This is a genomic window from Nesterenkonia aerolata, assembly GCF_031470965.1.
In the GTDB taxonomy this organism is placed as follows: Bacteria; Actinomycetota; Actinomycetes; order Actinomycetales; family Micrococcaceae; genus Nesterenkonia; species Nesterenkonia aerolata.
This window is the reverse complement of record NZ_JAVKGR010000002.1, coordinates 137,275-157,123: the sequence shown is the minus strand read 5'-3', so window position 1 is coordinate 157,123 and position 19,849 is coordinate 137,275. Positions and strand designations below refer to the sequence as shown.

14 protein-coding genes are annotated in these 19,849 nt (G+C 67.4%); 7 read left to right on the top strand and 7 right to left on the bottom strand.

Going from position 1 to position 19,849, the window contains the following annotated elements; genetic code table 11:
* Positions 1-17: 17 nt before the first annotated feature.
* Positions 18-779: a helix-turn-helix domain-containing protein gene (locus RIL96_RS03245; RefSeq protein WP_310547566.1), complete on the bottom strand. Its 762-nt coding sequence runs from the start codon at positions 777-779 to the stop codon at positions 18-20.
* Positions 780-1,034: 255 nt separating this feature from the next.
* Here RIL96_RS03245 and RIL96_RS03240 point away from each other — a divergent pair, with 255 nt between their 5' ends.
* Genes RIL96_RS03240 through RIL96_RS03220 form a run of 5 tightly spaced genes read left to right on the top strand, consistent with a single transcriptional unit; the run spans position 1,035 to position 6,898 of the window.
* The gene (locus tag RIL96_RS03240; RefSeq protein WP_310547565.1) at positions 1,035-2,018 is read left to right on the top strand and encodes an ABC transporter substrate-binding protein; all 984 of its coding nucleotides are present in this window, start codon (positions 1,035-1,037) and stop codon (positions 2,016-2,018) included.
* Positions 2,015-3,934, top strand: a complete 1,920-nt coding sequence (locus tag RIL96_RS03235; protein WP_310547564.1) for a siderophore-interacting protein — start codon at positions 2,015-2,017, stop codon at positions 3,932-3,934. Before RIL96_RS03240 ends, RIL96_RS03235 begins: the two co-directional genes overlap by 4 nt.
* A complete protein-coding gene (locus RIL96_RS03230) occupies positions 3,922-4,935 on the top strand; it encodes a FecCD family ABC transporter permease (protein WP_310547563.1) in 1,014 nt (337 codons plus the stop codon). Before RIL96_RS03235 ends, RIL96_RS03230 begins: the two co-directional genes overlap by 13 nt.
* Positions 4,932-6,014: a FecCD family ABC transporter permease gene (locus tag RIL96_RS03225; protein WP_310547562.1), complete on the top strand. Its 1,083-nt coding sequence runs from the start codon at positions 4,932-4,934 to the stop codon at positions 6,012-6,014. The genes RIL96_RS03230 and RIL96_RS03225 overlap by 4 nt, the downstream gene beginning before the upstream one ends.
* Positions 6,011-6,898, top strand: coding sequence for an ABC transporter ATP-binding protein (locus tag RIL96_RS03220; protein WP_310547561.1), 888 nt, complete (start codon positions 6,011-6,013; stop codon positions 6,896-6,898). The genes RIL96_RS03225 and RIL96_RS03220 overlap by 4 nt, the downstream gene beginning before the upstream one ends.
* Before the next feature lie 23 nt (positions 6,899-6,921).
* Here the strand turns inward: RIL96_RS03220 and uvrB are convergent, their stop codons facing one another.
* From uvrB to RIL96_RS03205, 3 genes are read right to left on the bottom strand one after another with little or no spacing between them, the layout of a single operon-like run.
* Entirely contained in the window at positions 6,922-9,078 is a 2,157-nt protein-coding gene (uvrB, locus tag RIL96_RS03215; RefSeq protein WP_310547560.1) for an excinuclease ABC subunit UvrB, read from the bottom strand.
* A 32-nt stretch (positions 9,079-9,110) separates the two neighbouring features.
* On the bottom strand, positions 9,111-9,707 hold the full coding sequence (gene coaE, locus RIL96_RS03210) for a dephospho-CoA kinase (protein WP_310547559.1): 597 nt from the start codon (positions 9,705-9,707) through the stop codon (positions 9,111-9,113).
* Positions 9,704-11,584: a BCCT family transporter gene (locus RIL96_RS03205; protein ID WP_310547558.1), complete on the bottom strand. Its 1,881-nt coding sequence runs from the start codon at positions 11,582-11,584 to the stop codon at positions 9,704-9,706. Before RIL96_RS03205 ends, coaE begins: the two co-directional genes overlap by 4 nt.
* Before the next feature lie 128 nt (positions 11,585-11,712).
* Here RIL96_RS03205 and RIL96_RS03200 point away from each other — a divergent pair, with 128 nt between their 5' ends.
* Positions 11,713-12,456 carry a YigZ family protein gene (locus RIL96_RS03200; RefSeq protein WP_310547557.1) on the top strand — a complete coding sequence of 248 codons (744 nt, stop codon included), beginning with the start codon at positions 11,713-11,715 and terminating at the stop codon, positions 12,454-12,456.
* Positions 12,453-13,676 (top strand): class I SAM-dependent methyltransferase, encoded by a 1,224-nt coding sequence (locus RIL96_RS03195; RefSeq protein ID WP_310547556.1) that lies wholly within the window; start codon positions 12,453-12,455, stop codon positions 13,674-13,676. Before RIL96_RS03200 ends, RIL96_RS03195 begins: the two co-directional genes overlap by 4 nt.
* Positions 13,677-13,994: 318 nt before the next feature.
* Here RIL96_RS03195 and rpsA read toward each other — a convergent pair whose 3' ends face one another.
* The 3 genes from rpsA to polA form a co-directional block, all read right to left on the bottom strand.
* Positions 13,995-15,476: a 30S ribosomal protein S1 gene (gene rpsA, locus RIL96_RS03190; RefSeq protein ID WP_310547555.1), complete on the bottom strand. Its 1,482-nt coding sequence runs from the start codon at positions 15,474-15,476 to the stop codon at positions 13,995-13,997.
* A 270-nt stretch (positions 15,477-15,746) separates the two neighbouring features.
* A complete protein-coding gene (locus RIL96_RS03185; protein ID WP_310547554.1) occupies positions 15,747-17,096 on the bottom strand; it encodes a GNAT family N-acetyltransferase in 1,350 nt (449 codons plus the stop codon).
* Positions 17,096-19,831, bottom strand: coding sequence for a DNA polymerase I (gene polA / locus RIL96_RS03180; protein ID WP_374761841.1), 2,736 nt, complete (start codon positions 19,829-19,831; stop codon positions 17,096-17,098). Before polA ends, RIL96_RS03185 begins: the two co-directional genes overlap by 1 nt.
* Positions 19,832-19,849: the final 18 nt, after the last annotated feature.

Sequence of the window (19,849 nt, the reverse complement as noted above, 5' to 3'; positions counted from 1 at the left end):
TAAGCTTTTTCGTTGCTCTAGGGTGCGGGGATCTTCGATACACCCCGGGGCCCCATGAGCTCCTGCGGCAGCCGCGACACCGGCACACCCGATTCCGCGCTCATCGCACGCAGCAGCGCACGGCTGCTGGCATAACCGACTATACGGGCCGCCGTCGACGCCGAACCCCCTGAGGCCATGACGCGCACGGCACGGCCCAGCCGACGTCGGCGCCTCCATCGCGAGAACGTCATTCCCGTCTCCGCCAGGAAGAGCCGTTGCACCTGACGGACACTCACACCCTCCTCACCGACCAATTCCAAGAGCTGCTCAGCCGAGACCATCGCCCGCTCCCCGACTCGACGCGCCACAGGATGCCGTGGATTCGGCACGGCGAACGGCTCGCGGCGCAGTCCCAGCAGGATCTCCTCCAGTGCATGGGTGAACCGATCCAGCTGCTCAGGCGTCCGGGGTGCGGCCGCCATCCGCGCCAGCATCAGGTCATGGATCGCCGGAACGACGCCGAGCACCTCGACCTTATCCTCCGGGGTCACGTGCTCCGCGAGCACCGGACCCAGAGCGATGGCCCGCCCGCTCAGACGCAGGCCGTGCAGCACTCCGGCGGCGAGCCAGACACAGCTGCGCGGCTCCATCGTCACCTCACGGTCACCCAGGGTGAGCACCCCCTGACCGATCACCAGATGCACCAGATGCGGCTGGTCATGGCGGTGCGGCGCGTGCCCGAGGAACCGCACCGCGTTCTCCGGCACCGCACCGATGAGCTCCGGACTGAACGACATCACACCCTCCTGGCGCCCTCACGGTCAGACCCCCTGCGGGCATGTCAGCTGGGAGCAGAGGTGATGTCACCTCCGGACCGTCCACCGCAGATTCTTATGGATAGACTCGCCTGGGTCAATTCCCACATGTACTAATGCTCTAATTGCTCGACGTGCCCCTTCGGAGGTCCCATGCACGGCTTCGCCTCACCTCTCAACCCAGAAAACCGGCTCACTGACCGGCCTCCCCGCCGACTGATCACCGCCTCGGTCGGCATGGCCACCGCACTCGTACTGGCTCTCAGCGCCTGCTCGCCGGGTGAGGGCGACGGCCAGAACAGCGGGGCGGAGAACGGCGGTGGCGAGCAGTCAGACTCCGCACCGCGAACTGTGGACACCCCGATGGGTGAGGTCGAGGTGCCGGGGAACCCCGAGCGCGTCGTCGTGCTGAACTATGCCTTGGCCGGCTATCTCTATGACCTGGGCATTCCGGTGGTGGGGATGGTGCCCGAGGACGCCGACGCCGACGGTGAGTTCTCGGAGCTGTGGGGCGATGCGCCTGAGGAGGACGGCACGGAGTTCCTGCCGTGGAGCCCCGAAGGCTTCGACCTCGAAGCGGTGCTGGAGATGGATCCGGACCTGATCATCGCCGGCGGCTGGGGCTTCCCATACTTCCAGGCGGAGGAGGCCTACGAGGAACTCTCGGACATCGCTCCGACGGTCATGGTCGACCAGGAACTGGCCGACTGGCAGGAGCAGTACTCTTTCCTCGCTGAGGACGTGTTCGATGAGCCGGAGACCTACCAGGACAGCGTAGAGAACTATGAGGCTCGCCTGGAGGAGGTGGCCGAGGCGATCGAGCTTCCCCCGCAGCCGACCTCCTTCGTCTCAGTGCTCGCCGACGGGACTCCCTACCTGGTGTTGGAGGACACCGGACTCCCCCGCGTCTTCGAGGATCTCGGTTTCGAGATCGCGCCCTTGGGCGAGGAGCATGAGCTGGACCCCTATGTCCCCGGCGGTGATATGGCCGAGCTCTCCACCGAGCAGCTGGGACAGATCATGGACGCTGAGACACTGTTCGTCTTCGGCTTCAACACCGACACATACTCCGCTGAGGACCTCCGTGAGGAGTCCGTCTGGCGCAGCCTTCCGGCGATGGATAACGATGAGGCCTACGATCTGCCCTATTGGGTGCTGCGGCACGACTATGACGAGGCCATCGAGATGCTCGACATCGTCGAAGAGACGTTCAGCTCGTGAGCAGCCACCAGCTGATCGTCCACCCTCTGGTGCTGCGACGGGCCGAGGTGGTCGCGCTCGAGGACCTCGGCCCACGGATGCGCCGGGTGCGTCTGGGCGGCCCCGAGGTGGCTGCCTTCCACCGCGACGGTATGGACTTCCCGGCCTTCTCGGCGCCCGGGTTCGATGACCATGTGAAGATCATCCTGGCCGAGGGCGGGCCTGTGGAGACTGCGCTGCCGCGTCAGCTGCCTGACGGAATCGAGTGGACCGCCGCTGCTCACCGGATCATACGCGATTACACACCGCGCCGCGTGGACCCGGTGACCGGCGAGTTCGACCTGGAGTTCGTGCTCCACGGCTCCGGGCCTGCGGCCGCCTGGGCCCGCTCCGCGCAGATCGGGGACCTCTTGGCCGTGGTGGGCCCGAAGTCGAGCCTGGTGCTGCCCGAGGACATCGAGACGATGGTGGTGATCGGTGACGAATCTGCGCTGCCGGCGGTCGGCCGCTTCTTCGAGGAACGGCCGACCGCGGCCCCGGTGCAGGCCGTGCTCTTCACCGTCGACGATGCTGCCCGGCAGCCTCTGGCGGAACGGGCCGGTGACCGTGTGCACTGGATCCCCATGGCCACACCCGAGAGCGAATACGTGTCCCATGCGGTGCAGGAGGCTCTGCCGAAGGACCTCTTCGCACCCGCGGCCGATGAGCAGCCGGGACGGGTGTTCCTCTGGGTGGCCGGTGAGTCCCGCTCCCTGCTCGGCCTACGGAGGCTGGCGCGTCGCACCTGGAGAATTCCCCGCGAGCTGCTCTCGATCACCGGGTACTGGCATATCCGCCAGGAGTCCGCAGACGGCGACGAGCACGCCTCCGGGCACGCTGTGGTGCCTGAATCGACTGTGACACCTGGTTCGGCAGTGGGGTCCGAGGCGCCAGCTGGAGCTCCGGCGCTGCCGCCGAGCCCGCTGGGCTGGTTCGCCGTGCGCGCCGGACTCCAGCTGGGGCTCTTCGACGCCCTCGACGAGGAACCCGGTGACATCACCGATCTGGCCCACCGCTGCGGGACCGATCCGCTGCGCCTCCAGCCGCTGGTGACGGCCCTGCAGGATCTGGGACTGATCCGCTCCGCTGCAGATGCCGCGGCAGATGCCGCTGAATCGTCCGCACCGGGGAGCCCATCGGCACACGCGCCCCTTCTTCAGTTGGGCGAACCCGCCGTCACGCTCCTTGAGGATGAGCACCAGCGCGAGGAGTTCCTGGGCCTGGAGGCGGAGGAGACCCTGGCACTGCAGGGGCTGGCCGCGGCACTGCGCACTCCCCCGGAGGACCCCGTACGCACTCCCGCCTGGTGGCACGTCCACGGTTCGAGCTTCGCCACCTCCCTTCGGAAGGACACCGAGCAGGGGCGCATGATCCGCGAAGGCCTGACAGACCAGGCTGAGGGGCTGATGTATCTGCAGCACGGGCTCCGACGTCTTCTGGAGCCCTGGGATCCCCGTGACCTAGCCCTCAGCGGGCCGGGGGCCTCCGCGCTGCGGCAGATCATCACCGAACACCACCCAACACACAACACAACGGCCGTGCTGACACGCCAGATGGTACAGGAGCGCGCACATGCTCCGGTCCGTGTCTCAGTCCTGCAGCTCAGCACCTTCACCGAGGCTGAGGCTGAAGACCACCTGCGAGAACTGGGCGCTTTCGACGCCCCGGCGGTGCTCATCGACCAGGTAGGACTCGATGAACTCTCCACGGAGGCCAGCGCACAGAACCTGCTCGCACTGGGGCGGGCCGGGGCTCCGCTGCGCGGACTCCACGAAGTGGATACTCTGATGCGCCGCTCCGGACGAATCGTTCGCACACGGGTCGACCTGGGATGGGGCATGACCGCCTGGGTGCTGGAACCGCGCGACGACGCGCCGGGAACCGGATGCTCGCCCTGACCCGCACACTCACCAGGCCCGCCGTCGCGGCGGTGGTGGGGTCAGTGCTTCTGGTGGGACTCTGCGTGCTGAGCCTCTTCATCGGTTCTGGAGGGTTGTCCCCACAGGTGGTGTGGCAATCGCTGGTCGCCGGCGACGGCGGCATCGACCATCAGACGGTGACGGCCCTGCGTGTGCCCCGGACGCTGCTGGGTGTCCTCGTCGGCGCCGCCTTGGGAGTGGCCGGAGCACTGGCTCAGGCAGTGACCCGCAACCCTCTGGCCGACCCTGGCCTGCTCGGGGTCACCGCCGGTGCCGGACTGGCGGTGGCCCTCAGCGTCGCCGTCTTCGGTCTCACCACGATCAGCGGCTACCTCTGGTTCGCTCTGGCCGGGGCCTTCCTCGGTGCCGCACTGGTATACGCGCTGGCCATGGGAGGCACGCTGGGCGCCACTCCGGTGCGCCTGGTGCTGGTCGGTGTGGCGGTCTCAGGGGTGTTCACCGGGGCGAGCCGAGCGCTGGCGATGCTGCGGCCACAGGTCTTCGATCGGATGCGGTTCTGGGATGCCGGCAGTCTCGCCGACCGGCCCGCGGGAACCCTGGAGGCGGTCGCCCCGCTGATCGGGGCCGGGGTGATCCTGGCGCTGGTCTTGGCCCGCTCGCTCAACGCCATGGGACTCGGCGATGAGGCCGCACGGTCCGTCGGGGTGAACGTGACCCGCACCCGGTGGCTCAGCGTCGGGGCGATCACCGTGCTGTGCGCCGCCGCGACGGCCGCGGCCGGGCCTATCGCCTTCGTCGGGCTGATGGTGCCCCATGCGCTGCGGCCCTTCGTCGGCACCGATCAGCGCCGCATGGTGATGCTGTGCCTGCTCTTCGCGCCGTCGTTGCTGGTCGGAGCCGATGTGCTCGGCAGGCTCGTGGTCCGGCCGGCGGAGCTGCAGGTCGGAGTGGTCGTCGCCCTGCTCGGTGCCCCTGTGCTCATCGCCCTGATCCGCCACAGCCACCGGAACACGCTATGACACCTGAGCAGCGAGCCGAGAGCCTGCAGCAGGCACGCAGCACGCGCAGCGAGCCTGATATCCGAGTCCTGCGCATCGGCCGGTTCAGCCGACGGTTCTCCACCCGGGGACTGCTCAGCGCAGCGGGTCTGGGCACACTGACTGTCCTACTGGTGCTGCTGGCCCTGTGCCTGGGCGATCGGCCGCTGTCCGCGCAGCAGGTGCTGGAGGCACTGCTGCCCGAGGCTGATCGGCTGGATCGCATGGTCGTGTGGCAATGGCGGGCACCGAGGGCTCTCGGTGCGGCGATCTTCGGCGCTTTCCTGGGGATCTCCGGGGCGGTCTTCCAAGCGCTGACCCGCAACAGCCTGGGCAGCCCCGACGTCATCGGGCTCACCACCGGTGCCTACTCCGGAGTCCTGGTGGTGTTGGTCGCCGGCGGCACCGGCACGCTGGCGCTGGCCTCCGGCGCTGTCGTCGGGGGCCTGTTGACCGCTCTGACCGTCTATCTGCTGGCTTACCGGAACGGGCTCCAGGGGTTCCGGCTGATCGTCGTCGGCATTGCTGTGGGCGCGATGCTCACGGCACTGAACACCTGGTTTTCCGTCTCCTCCGATCTCAGTGTGGCGCTGCGCGCCGCTGTCTGGGGTGCGGGCACCTTGGCCACCGTGCAGTGGTCCTCGTTGCTGGTGGCTGCCGGGATCGGCGCTGTGTTCCTGCTGCTGGTGCCGCCGATCGCTCGGGGGCTGAGGCAGCTGGCACTGGGCGAGGACACTGCGCAGATGACCGGTGCACGTCCGGAGCGGGTGAAGATCCTCGCCGTCATCGCCGGGATCGGGCTGGTGGCCGCCGTGACGGCGATCAGTGGGCCGATTCCGTTCATCGCCCTGGCAGCGCCGCACATCGCCCGTCGGCTGCGGCGAGCCGGGTTCTTCGATCCCCTCGGCATCGCCGCCGTCGGAGCTGTGCTGCTCACCGGTGCGGACCTGCTCGCCCAGCATGCCTGGCCCCAGGCAGTGCTGCCGGTGGGAGTGGTGGCCGTACTGATCGGCGGGGCCTATCTGCTGTGGGTGCTGTTCCGTGAGAGAGGACGGGGATGAGCGAGGAAGAGAAATCTGAGACGATCACCGGATCACAGTGTTCGGCAGCTTCCGGGAACACCGGCTACTCCGGGCGAACCGGGCACACGGGGCACACCGGGAACACTCTGTGCGCGGAAGGGCTCCAGGTCGGATACCGGACGAGCCGCACTGAGGTGACGCCGGTGCTGCGTGACGTCTCCGCGGTGATCCCGCCGGAGTCTCTGACGGTGATCCTCGGGCCCAATGCCTGCGGAAAGTCCACGCTGCTGCGCACTCTGGCCGGGCTGCTGACACCGCAGCAGGGCCGGGTATCCCTCGGCGGAGAAGCGCTCGCCACGCTGCGGCCCGCAGTGCTGGCCCGGCAGCTGAGTCTGCTGCCCCAACAGCCCCCTATTCCGGAGGGGATCACCGTCTTCGATCTGGTGGCCCGTGGCCGCTATGCCCACCAGTCCTTCTTCGCCCAGTGGAGCCCGGCCGATGCCGAGGCTGTGACGGAGGCGCTGCGCCGCACCGGACTCGATGAGCTCGGCGGCCGCGCCGTCGAGACGCTCTCCGGCGGCCAGCGTCAGCGATGCTGGATTGCGCTGGCCCTGGCGCAGGATACCGGGCTGATGCTGCTCGATGAGCCCACCACCTACTTGGACGTCGCCCATCAGGTCGAGGTGCTGCGGCTGCTCGAGAGTCTGCGCGCCGAGGGCCGCACCATCGTCGCAGTGCTGCATGACCTCAACCACGCCGCCCGGTGGGCCACTCATCTCATCGCCATGCGCGAGGGCAGAATCCATGCGGCAGGCCCACCGGCAGAAGTCTTCACCGCTGAGACGGTCCAGGAGCTCTTCGGCATGCCCTGCCGGGTCATCGAGGATCCGGACACCGGAAGCCCGGTGGTGCTGCCCCGCTGAACGGTCCGCGGCTCAGTCGTGGCTCAGTCGTGGCCGGCGCGCTGCATCTGCCGCAGCTCCTTCTTCAGGTCTCCGATCTCGTCACGCAGCCGTGCGGCGACCTCGAAGTTCAGCTCCTCCGCGGCGTGGTGCATCTGGGAGGTCATCTGCTCGATCAGATCCGCCAGGTCCGTAGCCGGTGTGGTCGAGGCAGCGCCCGCCTGCTCCGCGTCCGGACCTCCGGCGGCACCGGACTCACCGGCGTCGCCGTCGTCCTTGCGGAACTGGGTCAGTCCGCGGTGGCCCTTGCCGTACTCGAAACCGGTGGCCAGCCCGCCCATGCCCTGCAGCAGATCGGCCGTGTCAGCATCCTCGCGGGCCAGCTGATCGGTGATGTCAGCGATCTTCTTCTGCAGCGGCCGCGGATCGATCCCGTGCTCCGTGTTGTAGGCAATCTGCACCTCACGGCGGCGCTCCGTCTCATCGATGGCCCGCCGCATCGAATCGGTGACCGTATCGGCGTACATATGCACCTGGCCGGACACATTGCGCGCGGCACGTCCGATGGTCTGAATCAGCGAGGTGGTCGAACGCAGGAAGCCTTCCTTATCGGCATCCAGGATCGAGACCAGTGACACCTCCGGCAGGTCCAGCCCCTCACGCAGCAGGTTGATGCCCACGACGACGTCGTAGGTGCCCTTGCGCAGCTCCCGCAGCACATCGATGCGTTTGAGCGTGTCCACATCCGAATGCAGATACTCCACGGCAACCCCGTGTTCGAGCAGATATTCGGTGAGGTCCTCGGCCATGCGTTTGGTCAACGTGGTCACCAGCACCCGCTCGTCCCGGGAGGACCGGGAACGGATCTCCTCCAGCAGATCATCGATCTGACCCTTCGTGGGTTTGACCACGACTTCGGGGTCCACCAGGCCGGTGGGACGGATGATCTGCTCCACCACGCCGTCGGACACTCCGCGCTCATAGGGCCCCGGCGTCGCTGAGAGGTAGACGGTCTGACCGATCCGCTCGAGGAACTCATCCCATTTCAGCGGCCGGTTGTCCATGGCCGAAGGCAGCCGGAAACCGTGGTCCACCAGGGTCCGCTTCCGCGACATATCGCCTTCGTACATCCCGCCGATCTGCGGGATCGTCACATGGGATTCGTCGACGATCAGCAGGAAATCATCGGGGAAATAATCCAGCAGACAGTGCGGGGCAGAGCCCGCGCCTCGGCCGTCGATATGCCGCGAGTAGTTCTCAATGCCGTTGCAGAAGCCCATCTGCTGCATCATCTCGAGGTCATAGGTGGTGCGCATGCGCAGCCGTTGGGCCTCCAGCAGCTTGTCCTGGGACTCCAGCTCCTCCAGCCGCACCCGCAGCTCATCTTCGATCTGGGCGATCGCCCGGGCCATCCGATCATCTCCGGCCACATAGTGGCTGGCCGGGAAGATGTACATCTCCTCCTCTTCACGCACCACTGTGCCGGTGAGCGGGTGAAGGGTGTGGATCGCCTCGACCTCGTCGCCGAAGAACTCGATGCGCACGGCGAGCTCCTCATACATGGGGATAATCTCCACCGTGTCCCCGCGCACCCGGAAGGTGCCGCGGTGGAAGTCAGCGTCATTGCGCGCGTACTGCATGCTCACGAAACGACGCAGCAGCTCATCCCGGTCCACCACATCACCGCGGCTGATCGGCACCATCTGCGCGATGTATTCCTCCGGCGTGCCCAGACCATAAATACAGGACACTGTGGCCACCACCACGACGTCACGGCGGGTCAGCAGAGCGTTGGTGGCTGAGTGACGCAGCCGCTCGACCTCCTCATTGACGGAGGAGTCCTTCTCGATGAAGGTGTCGGTCTGCGGCACATAGGCCTCAGGCTGGTAATAGTCGTAGTAGGAGACGAAGTACTCCACCGCGTTGTGCGGCAGCAGTTCCCGGAACTCGTTGGCCAGCTGGGCGGCCAGGGTCTTGTTCTGCACCAGGATCAGCGTGGGCCGCTGGATCCGCTCGACCAGCCAGGCCGCCGTCGCCGATTTTCCCGTGCCAGTAGCGCCCATGAGGACGACGTCCTTCTCGCCGCCCTCGATCCGCTCCGCCAATTCCTCGATCGCCTTGGGCTGATCTCCGGAGGGTTCATAGGGGCTGACCACTTCGAACGGGGCCACCGTGCGGGAGATCTTCGGCGCCAGACTCATGGACCCAGCCTACTGCGTCTCGGAACGGCTGGTCAGGCGCGGGAGATGAGTTCCTCCCAGAGCGCATCGACGTCGGCGTGCAGCTCCTCCAAGGTCCCGTCATTGACCAGCACGTGATCGGCGACGGCGGCGCGCTGCTCATCGGTGGCCTGCGCGGCGACCCGCGCCTCAGCGTCCCGGAGCGTCATCCCGCGGTCTTCGGTGAGCCGCCTCATACGCTCTTCCAGCGGGGCGCTGACCACCACCACGACGTCGAAGCGTTCGGCCTGCCCGGTTTCGACCAGCAGCGGGATGTCCTCGACGACGACGGCGTGCTCATCGGCCTCCGCACGGTAGGCCTCGGCAGCCCGCCGCACCCGCGGGTGGACGATGCCATTGAGCCGTTCCCGGGCGTTGGCGTCACCGAAGACGATGTCTCCCAGCGCAGCACGGTCCAGGGCACCGTCAGAGCCCAGCACGTCATCCCCGAAGACCCGGACGACCTCCCCCAGGCCCTCACTGCCCGGGGCCAGGACTTGCCGAGCCAGGACATCGGCATCGATCAGCACTGCCCCGCGGGCTGCCAGCCGGGAGGCCACCGCCGATTTGCCCGCCGCGATCCCACCGGTCAGGCCGACGTCGAGGGTCATCGCGGGTCACCGCCGTCGTGCTCCGTGGTCTCATGCCCGGTGGCCTCATACCCAGTTGTCCCGTCTCCGGTCGTCTCAGGCTCCGTGGTCTTATGCCCGGTGGCCTCATACTCTGCCGAGGGGACCGTCGGATCGACCACGGGGATCTCACCGCTGCGCGTGCGGTACTCCTCCACGATCTCCGGCTGCTCGGTGTGCTCGACCTCCGGCGCGTTCTCCGGCTGGGTGCCCTCCATATAGTCCGGTGCCACCACCGCAAGGGCCAGGGACTTGTCCGGTTCCTCCATCCGACGCTCATACTCCTCCGGCGGCAGCGTGCGCAGCCACCTGCGGGTACGCAGATAGCCGACCTCTCCGGCATCCTCACGCATGGCCCGCAGCAGGTTGAACATGATCAGATAGCCGAGCAGGAAGAACGGCAGCCCCAACACGATGGCCACCGACTCTAGAGCCCCGAGCCCACCCTCACCGGTGGCGGTGAGCAGCACCGCGGCGATGAGTCCGATGGAGATCGCCCAGAAGGCCTTCTGATGCAGCGGGGCGTCCTCCTCGAACCCGTTGCACATGTTGTCCAGCACCAGGGCGCAGGAATCCATCGAGGTGATGAAGAAGACCCCGACGACCAGGATCGCCACAGCTGAGGTGACCGAGACCAGCGGGAAGTGACTCAGGAACTCGAACATGGCCCCGGGGATATCTTCGTTGTCGACCACTGTGCTGATCAGGCCGCCGCCCTCTTCGGACTCGATGTGGAACACACCCGTCCCCCACACGCCAAACCACACGATGGTGAAGGCGGTGGGCAGCCCGAGCACACCGGCGACGAACTGGCGCACCGTCCGGCCCCGAGAGATCCGGGCGATGAAGATGCCCACGAAGGGCGACCAGGTGATCGTCCATGCCCAGTAGAAGATGGTCCAGCTGTTCTGCCAGCCGGTGTCCGCCAGGGTGTCGTTCCAGAAGGCCAGCTCCGGCAGCATCGAGGCGTAGACGCCGGTCCACTCGATCATTCCGCGCAGCAGGTAGACCGTCGGGCCGGTGGCGAGGATGAAGACCAGCAGCAGGATGGCGACCCAGATGTTCAGATTCGACAGCCGCTTGATGCCTTTGTTCACGCCGAGGATCGCCGAGATCAGCGCCACGAGGGTGACCACGGCGATGATCATGATCTGCGACAGCGCCTCTTCTCCGATGCCGAAGAGCCGGGAGAGCCCCGAGTTGATCTGCAGAGTGCCCAGACCGATGGAGACGGCCACACCGAAGACCGTACCGACGATGGCCAGCACATCGATAGTCCGCCCCATCGGGCCGTGGATCCGTTCACCGATCAGCGGCTGGAAGATCGAGGACACCCGCGGAGGCAGGTTGCGTTTATAGATGAAGTAGGCGAAACCCAGGGCCGGCAGGCAGAAGATCGTCCAGGTGTGCAGGCCGAAGTGATACAGCGTGAAGCCCATGGCCTCAGAGGCCGCCTCGTGAGAGGCGCTCTCGACACCCTCCCGGGGCGGATTGGCGAAGTGGTTGACCGGCTCGGCCACGGCCCAGAACATCAGGATGGTGCCGATACCCGCGGCGAAGAGCATCCCGAACCAGGAGATGTCAGAGTGTTCAGGCTTCTCATCATCGGCACCGAGCCGCATCTGTCCGAAGCGGCTGAGCGCGATGAACACCAGAAACAGCAGGAAGATCGTCACTCCGGAGATGTAGAACCACCCGAGATGGTCGTAGATCCACCCGGAGGCGTCTCCGAAGAAGTTTCCCATCTGCGTCTGGAACAGCAGAGTCAGGACGACGAAACCTAGGATGATGCCCGCCGAGGTGAAGAACAGGATGGGGCTGGTGCGCAGACGGAAGAGGTCGTGGATCCTCTTTAACATGCCGGTGCCTTTCGGTGCTCTGCCGACCCGTGAAGGGCCTCGGTCGTATCCCGACCATACGGCAGAACAGCAGCTGATGCGCTCTCCCCCGGCGGCGTGTGCGTCATCGGGATAGACTCCTGAAGAGCATGGACACCTTTTCACAGACCCACGGCCAGGCCGACGGCGGCACTGAGCCACGCGGCTATACGGCCCCGCGGTCCGAGGCCGAGGTGGCCGTAGAGATCGAGCGACGCAAGTCCCGGTTCCTCGCAGTGCTGACCCGTGCGCAGACGGCTGACCAGGCCCAGAACCATCTGGAGACGCTGCGACGCCGCCACCACGAGGCTCGGCATCACTGCAGCGCCTGGGTCATCGGACCGCAGCGGGACATCCGCCGCTCCCAGGACGACGGCGAGCCCTCCGGCACCGCCGGGGCCCCTATGCTCGAAGCCCTGACCCACGCCACGATGCCCGACGGGGCCCAAGACCTCTCCGACGTCGTCGTAGTGGTCGTCCGGTGGTTCGGCGGCACGCTGCTGGGCGCCGGCGGACTCGTCTCCGCCTATTCCGATGCCACGGCAGCAGTGGTGGCCGAGGCCGCGGCCGGCGGGCACCTGGTACGGCGTCGGCAGCTGCGCCGGCACACGGTGCTCGCACCTGTCGCCGAGGTCGGCCGGTGGGAGAACGAGCTGCGCGGCCAGGGCATCGCGGTCGATGACACCGATTACACCTGCCCGGAGACGCTCTCCGGCCAGCCCGCCGCGCGTCTGCATCTGGCGACGGCGGACACCGGGGAGGACTCAGCACGGCTGACCGCCCTGCTGGCGTCTCTGTCCTCCGGCACGGCGACGCCCCAGGCCGGGGACACTTTCTGGACGCAGGCCTCATGACCGAGAGCACCGCCCACCTGCCTGCCCCGGGGACGACGCCGACCGTGACACCAGGACGATTCGCCGCGCAGCTGCGCGATGATCCTGATCTGCACGGCGACGCGGCCGATCTGCTGCTGCTCGACACCGCTGAAGCCTGGCTGGACACTGCCGCCGAGCACGGCAGACCGATGCACGCTGTGGCGGTTCTCGATGATCGCTCCGACTCTCTGACCCCGGCGCTGTCCGCCGGGACGCCTGAGATGACGCGCGTGCGCCGGTTTCGCGATGAGGACCCGGCCACGGATCCCCTGGATGAGCGGCTGCTCACCGGGGCCGAATTGGTGCTGATGCCGCTGCCTCGGTCCTTGGAGACCCTTGAGGAATGGGCTGCGCTGATTGCTCGTTCGGCTACCCCGCAGGTGGTGGTCTTGGCCGCCGGGCGGGACAAACATATGACCCGGTCCATGAACGAGGTCCTGAGCCGTCACTTCACCGATGTCAGTGCAGGACGGGGCCGCAGCAAGTCCCGAGTCCTCACTGCCCGGGCGCCGCGCCGGGACGCTGCGGCGCCGAGGAAACGATGCCGAGACTACGATGTCCGCGCAGAATGGGGGCTGGGCGCACCGTTGACCCTGTGCGCGGTCGGCGCCGTCTACGGTGGCGACTCACTGGACCCCGGCACCCGGTTCCTGCTCAGCACGGTCCTGGATGACGCCGAGGCCACTGCGCAGCTGCGGTCTCTGGCGGAGACCGGGGTGCCGATGGTGGATCTGGGCTGCGGCAACGGCACTGTCGCCGCAGTGGCAGCTCTGCGGTGTCCTGACCTGCGCGTCCTGGCCACCGATATCTCCGCCTCCGCGGTGGCCTCTGCCCGGCTGACGGCGGCGGCGAACGGTGTGGCCGATCGCATCGAGGTCCTCCACGATGACGGCCTGCTCAGTCTGCCGGACTCATCGCAGCACCTGATCCTGCTCAATCCCCCGTTCCATCGGGGCAATGCAGTGGACCCGACGGTCGCCCACAGGATGATCCGACAAGCCGGACGAGCCCTGGCCCCCGGCGGTGCGCTGTACTGCGTCTGGAACTCCCACCTGCGGCACCGGCCCGTCCTCGAGGCGGCCGTGGGGCCGACCCTACAGCTGGCTCGCAACCCGAAGTTCACGGTCACAGTCTCGACCCGGCCGGTCAGCCGGACTGCCGGTCACCCTGTCAGCGGCTGCACCTCGCCTGCTGCGTAGCCTGCCATCTACAGCCTGCCATCTGCTCAGCTACGTGGGTGCGTCGGGCTGAGACTATGTCTCAGCCCGACGCATATCCATAGCCGAAGCCTGCACCAATCCGCTGACGGCCCTCGGCGCGCTGGCCGTACATGGTCAGCCGTCCATGGCCAGCCGTACATGGCCAGTCTTACCTGGTGAGCCGCACCTGGGAAGAAGAGACCTTCCGTGGCAGACGGGGCAGACAGGACGAGTCCAGACATGACAGAAGGCCCGCCCCGCGCGAGGCGGGACGGGCCTTCTGTGGCGTACCCTCCGCAGAGCGGCAGGATACGGTGATCAGCTCTGGGTGCCGGTGAGCTTCTCGCGCAGTGCGGCAAGCGCCTCATCAGAGGCCAGCATGCCAGCGTCCGTAGTGGACTCGGAGCTGCTGTAGTTCGACGGAGCCGGCTCCGACTTGGAGGAACCGCTGACCGACTGCTGAGCGGCAGCATCGGCGTCGGCCGACAGCGCCGCGGCGACCTGCGCCTTGTGGGCCTCCCAGCGAGCCTCGGCGGCGGCGTACTGCGCCTCCCAGGCGGCACGCTGCTCCTCGAAGCCTTCCATCCACTCGTTGGTCTCCGGGTCGAAGCCCTCGGGGTACTTGTAGTTGCCCTCGGCGTCGTACTCGGCGTCCATGCCGTACATGGCCGGGTCGAACTCGGTGCCCTCGGGGTCCACACCCTCATTGGCCTGCTTCAGCGAGAGGCTGATGCGGCGGCGCTCCAGGTCGATGTCGATGACCTTGACGAAGAGCTCCTCACCCACGGAGACGACCTGCTCGGCCAGATCCACGTGGCGGACCGCCAGCTCGGAGATGTGGACCAGACCCTCGATGCCGTCCTCCACGCGGACGAACGCACCGAAGGGCACCAGCTTGGTGACCTTGCCCGGCACGACCTGACCCAGGGCGTGGGTGCGGGCGAAGACCTGCCACGGGTCCTCCTGGGTGGCCTTCAGGGACAGGGAGACGCGCTCGCGGTCCATGTCCACCTCGAGGACCTCGACGGTGACCTCCTGACCGACCTCGACGACCTCGTTCGGGTGGTCGATGTGCTTCCAGGACAGCTCGGAGACGTGGACCAGACCGTCAACCCCGCCGAGGTCCACGAACGCACCGAAGTTGACGATCGAGGAGACGGTGCCGGTGCGGACCTGGCCGCGCTCGAGCTTGTTGAGGAAGGAGGAGCGGACCTCGGACTGGGTCTGCTCCAGCCAGGCGCGGCGGGAGAGGACCACGTTGTTGCGGTTCTTGTCCAGCTCGATGATCTTGGCCTCGATCTCCTGGCCGATGTACGGAGCCAGGTCACGCACGCGGCGCATCTCGACCAGCGAGGCCGGGAGGAATCCGCGCAGCCCGATGTCGAGGATGAGGCCGCCCTTGACGACCTCGATGACGGTGCCGGAGACCACGCCGTCCTCGTCCTTGATGCGCTCGATGTCGCCCCAGGCACGCTCGTACTGGGCGCGCTTCTTGGACAGGATCAGGCGGCCTTCCTTGTCCTCCTTGGTGAGGACCAGGGCCTCCACCTCATCGCCGACGGCGACGACCTCGTCCGGGTCCACGTCGTGCTTGATGGACAGCTCACGGGACGGGATGACGCCCTCGGTCTTGTAGCCGATGTCGAGGAGGACCTCGTCGCGGTCCACCTTGACGATCGTGCCCTCGACGAGGTCTCCGTCGTTGAAGTACTTCATCGTGGCGTCAACAGCGGCGAGGAATTCGTCCTCGCTGCCGATGTCGTTGACGGCGACCTGCGGGGCGTTGGTGGTGGTGGTCATGTAGTAGGGGCTCCGATGATGGATGGTGTGTATTGTGTCAGCGCACGATCTCTGTGGTGCACTGAGCGATGGACAGATGACAGCCTGCCGGGCCCGCTCGTCCATGAGCGGATCCTGCAGAGGATGATGTCAGACGTCGAGATCGACTCTGTGCGCAGAACGCGCCCGGTCAGTCTATACTGCCGCGCAATCTGGGACAAACCTCGTGTGGCGGACCTTGTGGGAGGAAGCACTGGGGCGTAGCTCTGGGACGAACGTGCCGGGTGTTCCTCAGAAGTGCGTCGCGCAGTACGGCCGGTCAGCCAAATCCAGCAGAGCGGCGACGGCGGGGACATCTGCCGCGGCATCGACGTGCACGCGCCCGGCGGCGTGCATCGAGGCCAGCGTGGCGTCACCGAGGTACAGCGCCGCCAGGGTCTCCGCATCAGTGCGCAGCACCGGCAGCTCCCGGGCCGCACCGCCGTCGTGATGAGCGGTGACCTCCGCGGCGCCGGAGCGCACCGTGACCCGATACGTCCCGTCGATGATGCCGAGACCGTCCTGCAGCTCCAGCAGGAACTCGCCCTCCCCCGACCATGGACGGGCCGCGAGCGCGGCGGGGACGTCGAGGATCCGCAGCCACAGCATGTCGCGGACCGCAGTGACCTCATAGGCACGGGTGTCGACCAGGGCGTGATAGAGCGGGTCCTCCACCGGTGCGGTCCGCATCGTCACACGGTCGACGACGTCGAGCGAGGTCAGGAAGCGCCACAGTTCGAGACGACTGGTCTCCTCCGCTGCGGCCAGATCGACCACACGCACGGTGCTCGGTTCGGTCTCCCACCCCATGTGCTGGTAGCACACGTACCCACCGATCGACCCGTCCTCACGCACGTGCACCGCCGCCCGGCGTGCCCGGTTCCAGGAGGTGTCGTTGAAGCTGGTCATACGCCCGGTGGCCAGTTCCCGGACGATGTCCTGCCGTTCCACCGAGCCGCGCGTCACGGCGTGATCGGCGGCGGCGATCGTCTCGATGACCGGGCCCAGCCGGGTCGGATCGGCTGGCAGGACCCGGCCGATCGGTGCGCTGCGCAGCGCCGCCCCGGTACTGCGGGCACCAGCGAGGTCCAGGCGGATCGAGGCTTCCCGCACGGCGACGCCGAAGCCGAAGCGCCCGTAGATGGCGCCCTCCGAAGCGGTCAGCGCAGCCATCGGCATCCCGTCCCGGACGGCGCGGGCCAGCGCGTCCGTCATCAGGTGCTTCAGCACGCCCCGGCGACGGTACCCGGGGTTGACCGTCACTCCGGTGATCAGCCGTGCCGGCAGCAGGCTCCCGGCGTTGAGGGTCTTGTCGTAGTCGATGAAGGTGCCCACCGGGTGCTCTTCGGTGAACCCGATCTCCGGTGGCACGCTCCCCGGCTCCGGGTAGACACCGGCCAGCCGCTGACCGTCGGCGGCGAAGCTGGGCACCGCCCGGTTCAGCACCTCGCCGTCAGCCCACGGCTCGTAGAATCCCTGCTCGACTGCGCGGGTGAACGCGGCAGAGCGCCGATCCGCCCGGCCCTCGGCATCGAGCCCCGCTGGGAACGAGGCCGAACGCAGTCCGGCGGCCAGCGGTGCGATCTGCGGTGCGCGGCCCATCAGTGCGCCGCCTCGTGCCAGGAGGTGCCGACCCCGACGTTGACGTCCAACGGTACGGAGAGTTCCGCCGCCCCGGACATCCGCTCGACCAGCAGCGCCTCCACCGCCTGACGCTCACCGGGTGCGACCTCGAGGATCAGCTCATCGTGGACCTGCAGCAGCATCCGGGAGGTGAGCCCCTGCTCGGTGAGCGCGACGTCGACGTCGAGCATGGCGCGTTTGATGATGTCCGCCGCCGAGCCCTGGATGGGGGCGTTGAGCGCAGCGCGTTCGGCCATCTGACGCAGCTGACGGTTGTCGCTGGTCAGGTCCGGAAGGTAACGACGGCGTCCCCAGATCGTGGAGGTGTAGCCGTCCGCGCGGGCCTGCTCGACGACGTCGCGCAGGTAGTCACGTACGGCGCCGAAACGCTCGAAGTACTCGCTCATCAGCTCGCGGGCCTCGTCGACGCCGATGTCGAGCTGTTTGGAGAGCCCGAAGCTGGAGAGCCCGTAGGCCAGGCCGTAGCTCATCGCCTTGACCTTCGCGCGCATCTCGGCGGAGACCTCATCGGTGGAGACGCCGAAGACCCGGGAGCCGACGAAGCTGTGCAGGTCCTCGCCCTCCTCGAACGCGCTGATCAGCGCCTCATCTCCGGAGAGGTGGGCCATGATGCGCATCTCGATCTGCGAGTAGTCGGCGGTCAGCAGCATCTCCCAGCCCTCGCCGACGACGAAGGCGTCACGGATCCGTCGGCCCTCGGCGGTGCGCACCGGGATGTTCTGCAGGTTCGGGTTCAGCGAGGAGAGGCGGCCGGTGGCGGCCACGGTCTGGGCGTAGGTGGTGTGGATCCGGCCGTCATCGCCGATGGTCTCCATCAGCCCGGTCACGGTCTGCCGCAGCTTCGTGGCGTCGCGGTGGGCCATCAGATGATCCAGGAACGGGTGCTCAGTGCGGGCGTGGAGTTCGCGCAGGGATTCCACGTCGGTGGAGTAGCCGGTCTTGGTCTTCCGCGTCGGCGGCAGCCCCAGCTCTTCGAAGAGCACCGTCTGCAGCTGTTTCGGGGAACTGAGGTTCACCTCGTGGCCGATGGCCGAGTAGGCTCCTTCGGCGGCGCGGTCGATGGCGGCCTCGAAGTCGGCGTCGAGGGATTCCAGCCGCTCACGGCTGACCGCGATCCCGGTGAGCTCCATGTCCAGCAGCACTTCGGCCAGGGGGATCTCCAGGCCGCGCAGCAGCTCGGCGACGTGCCGGGCTTGGAGTTCGGAGTCCAACGCCTCAGAGAGCGGGTGCATCAGATGTGCCCGCAGCGCGGCGGTCTGAAGCATCTGGCGAGAGACGCCGTCGAGCACGTCCTGTGAGCTGAACAGGTCCGGGGCGGGTTCGGCGTCGGCGTCGTCCTGTTCACCGCCGAGGTAGTCCGCCGGATCGCTCGAGCGGCGCAGGTGCTGGGTGACCAGCTCCTCGAAGGTGTAGTTCCTGCGGTCGGGTTGGATCAGGTACCCGGAGATCAGCGAGTCGTCGACGGCACCGCGCAGGCTGAGGCCCCGCCAGGACAACCGCCGGCCGGCGTCCTTGAGATCGTGGATGAGCTTCGGGACGTCTTCATCGGCCAGCAGATCCGCCAGGGCTGAGTCCAGCTGCTGGTCCGCAGTGGTCAGGGAGACCGCGACCACTGCGCCGGACTCTTCCTCGCCCTGCGGCGCCGGAGCCAGCAGAACGGCCAGCGCCTCGGACCAGCGGGCGGCCTCGTCGCGCTTGGCCTTCGTCGAGAGGTGCTCCCAGCTGCGGTCCAGGCAGAGGGCGACACCCAGCGGCCCCTCAGCGAGTCCGACGAGGTCCTCCGCCGATTCGGCGAGGCGGATCTCGGGCAGCTGGTGAGTAGGCTCTTGCTTCGCCACGGAGTCGGGAAACCGTTCGGCGAAGATGTCGTAGAGCCTGTCGCGGATCTGACCGAACTGCAGGGCGTCGAACAGCGGATCCAGCAGCTCACGGTCCGGTGTGCCTAATACGGTGTCCTCCAGCGCCACGGGCAGCTCGAGGTCACGGACCAGCCGGTTGAGCTCGAGGTTGCGCTCGACGTCGGACAGCGAAGCCCGCAGGTTCTCCCCCACTTTGCCGCCGATCTGATCAGCGTGGTCGATGATGCCGCGGGTGGAGCCGTACTGGGCCAGCCATTTCGCGGCGGTCTTCGGCCCGACCTTCGGCACACCGGGCAGGTTGTCCGCCGATTCGCCGACCAGCGCGGCCAGGTCCGGGTACTGCCCCGGCGGGACGAGGAACTTCTCTTCCACGGCCGCCGGGTCCATGATGGGCAGTTTGGTGATGCCCGAGGTGGGGTAGAGCAGTGAGGTCTGCTCGGTGACCAGTTGGAAGGTGTCCTTGTCCCCGGAGACCATCAGCGTCTGCCAGCCGGCCTCCTCCGCCCGAGCGGCATAGGTGGCGACGATGTCATCGGCCTCGTAGCCTTCGACCGTGACCGCTGGGATGCGCATGGCCTCGGCGACCTGCTTGATCAGGTCGATCTGTCCGTGGAACTCCTCGGGCGTCTTCGCCCGTCCGCCCTTGTACTCGTCGTAGGACTCGTGCCGGAAGGTGGGGGTGTCGAGGTCAAAGGCGAGGACGACGTGGCTCGGACGCTCCTCCCGGATGAGCTTGAGCAGCATGTTCGTGAAACCGTGCACGGCGTTGGTGTGCTGGCCGGTGTCAGTGACGAAGCTCTCCACAGGCAGGGCGTAGAACGCCCGGAAAGCCATCGAATGTCCGTCGATGAC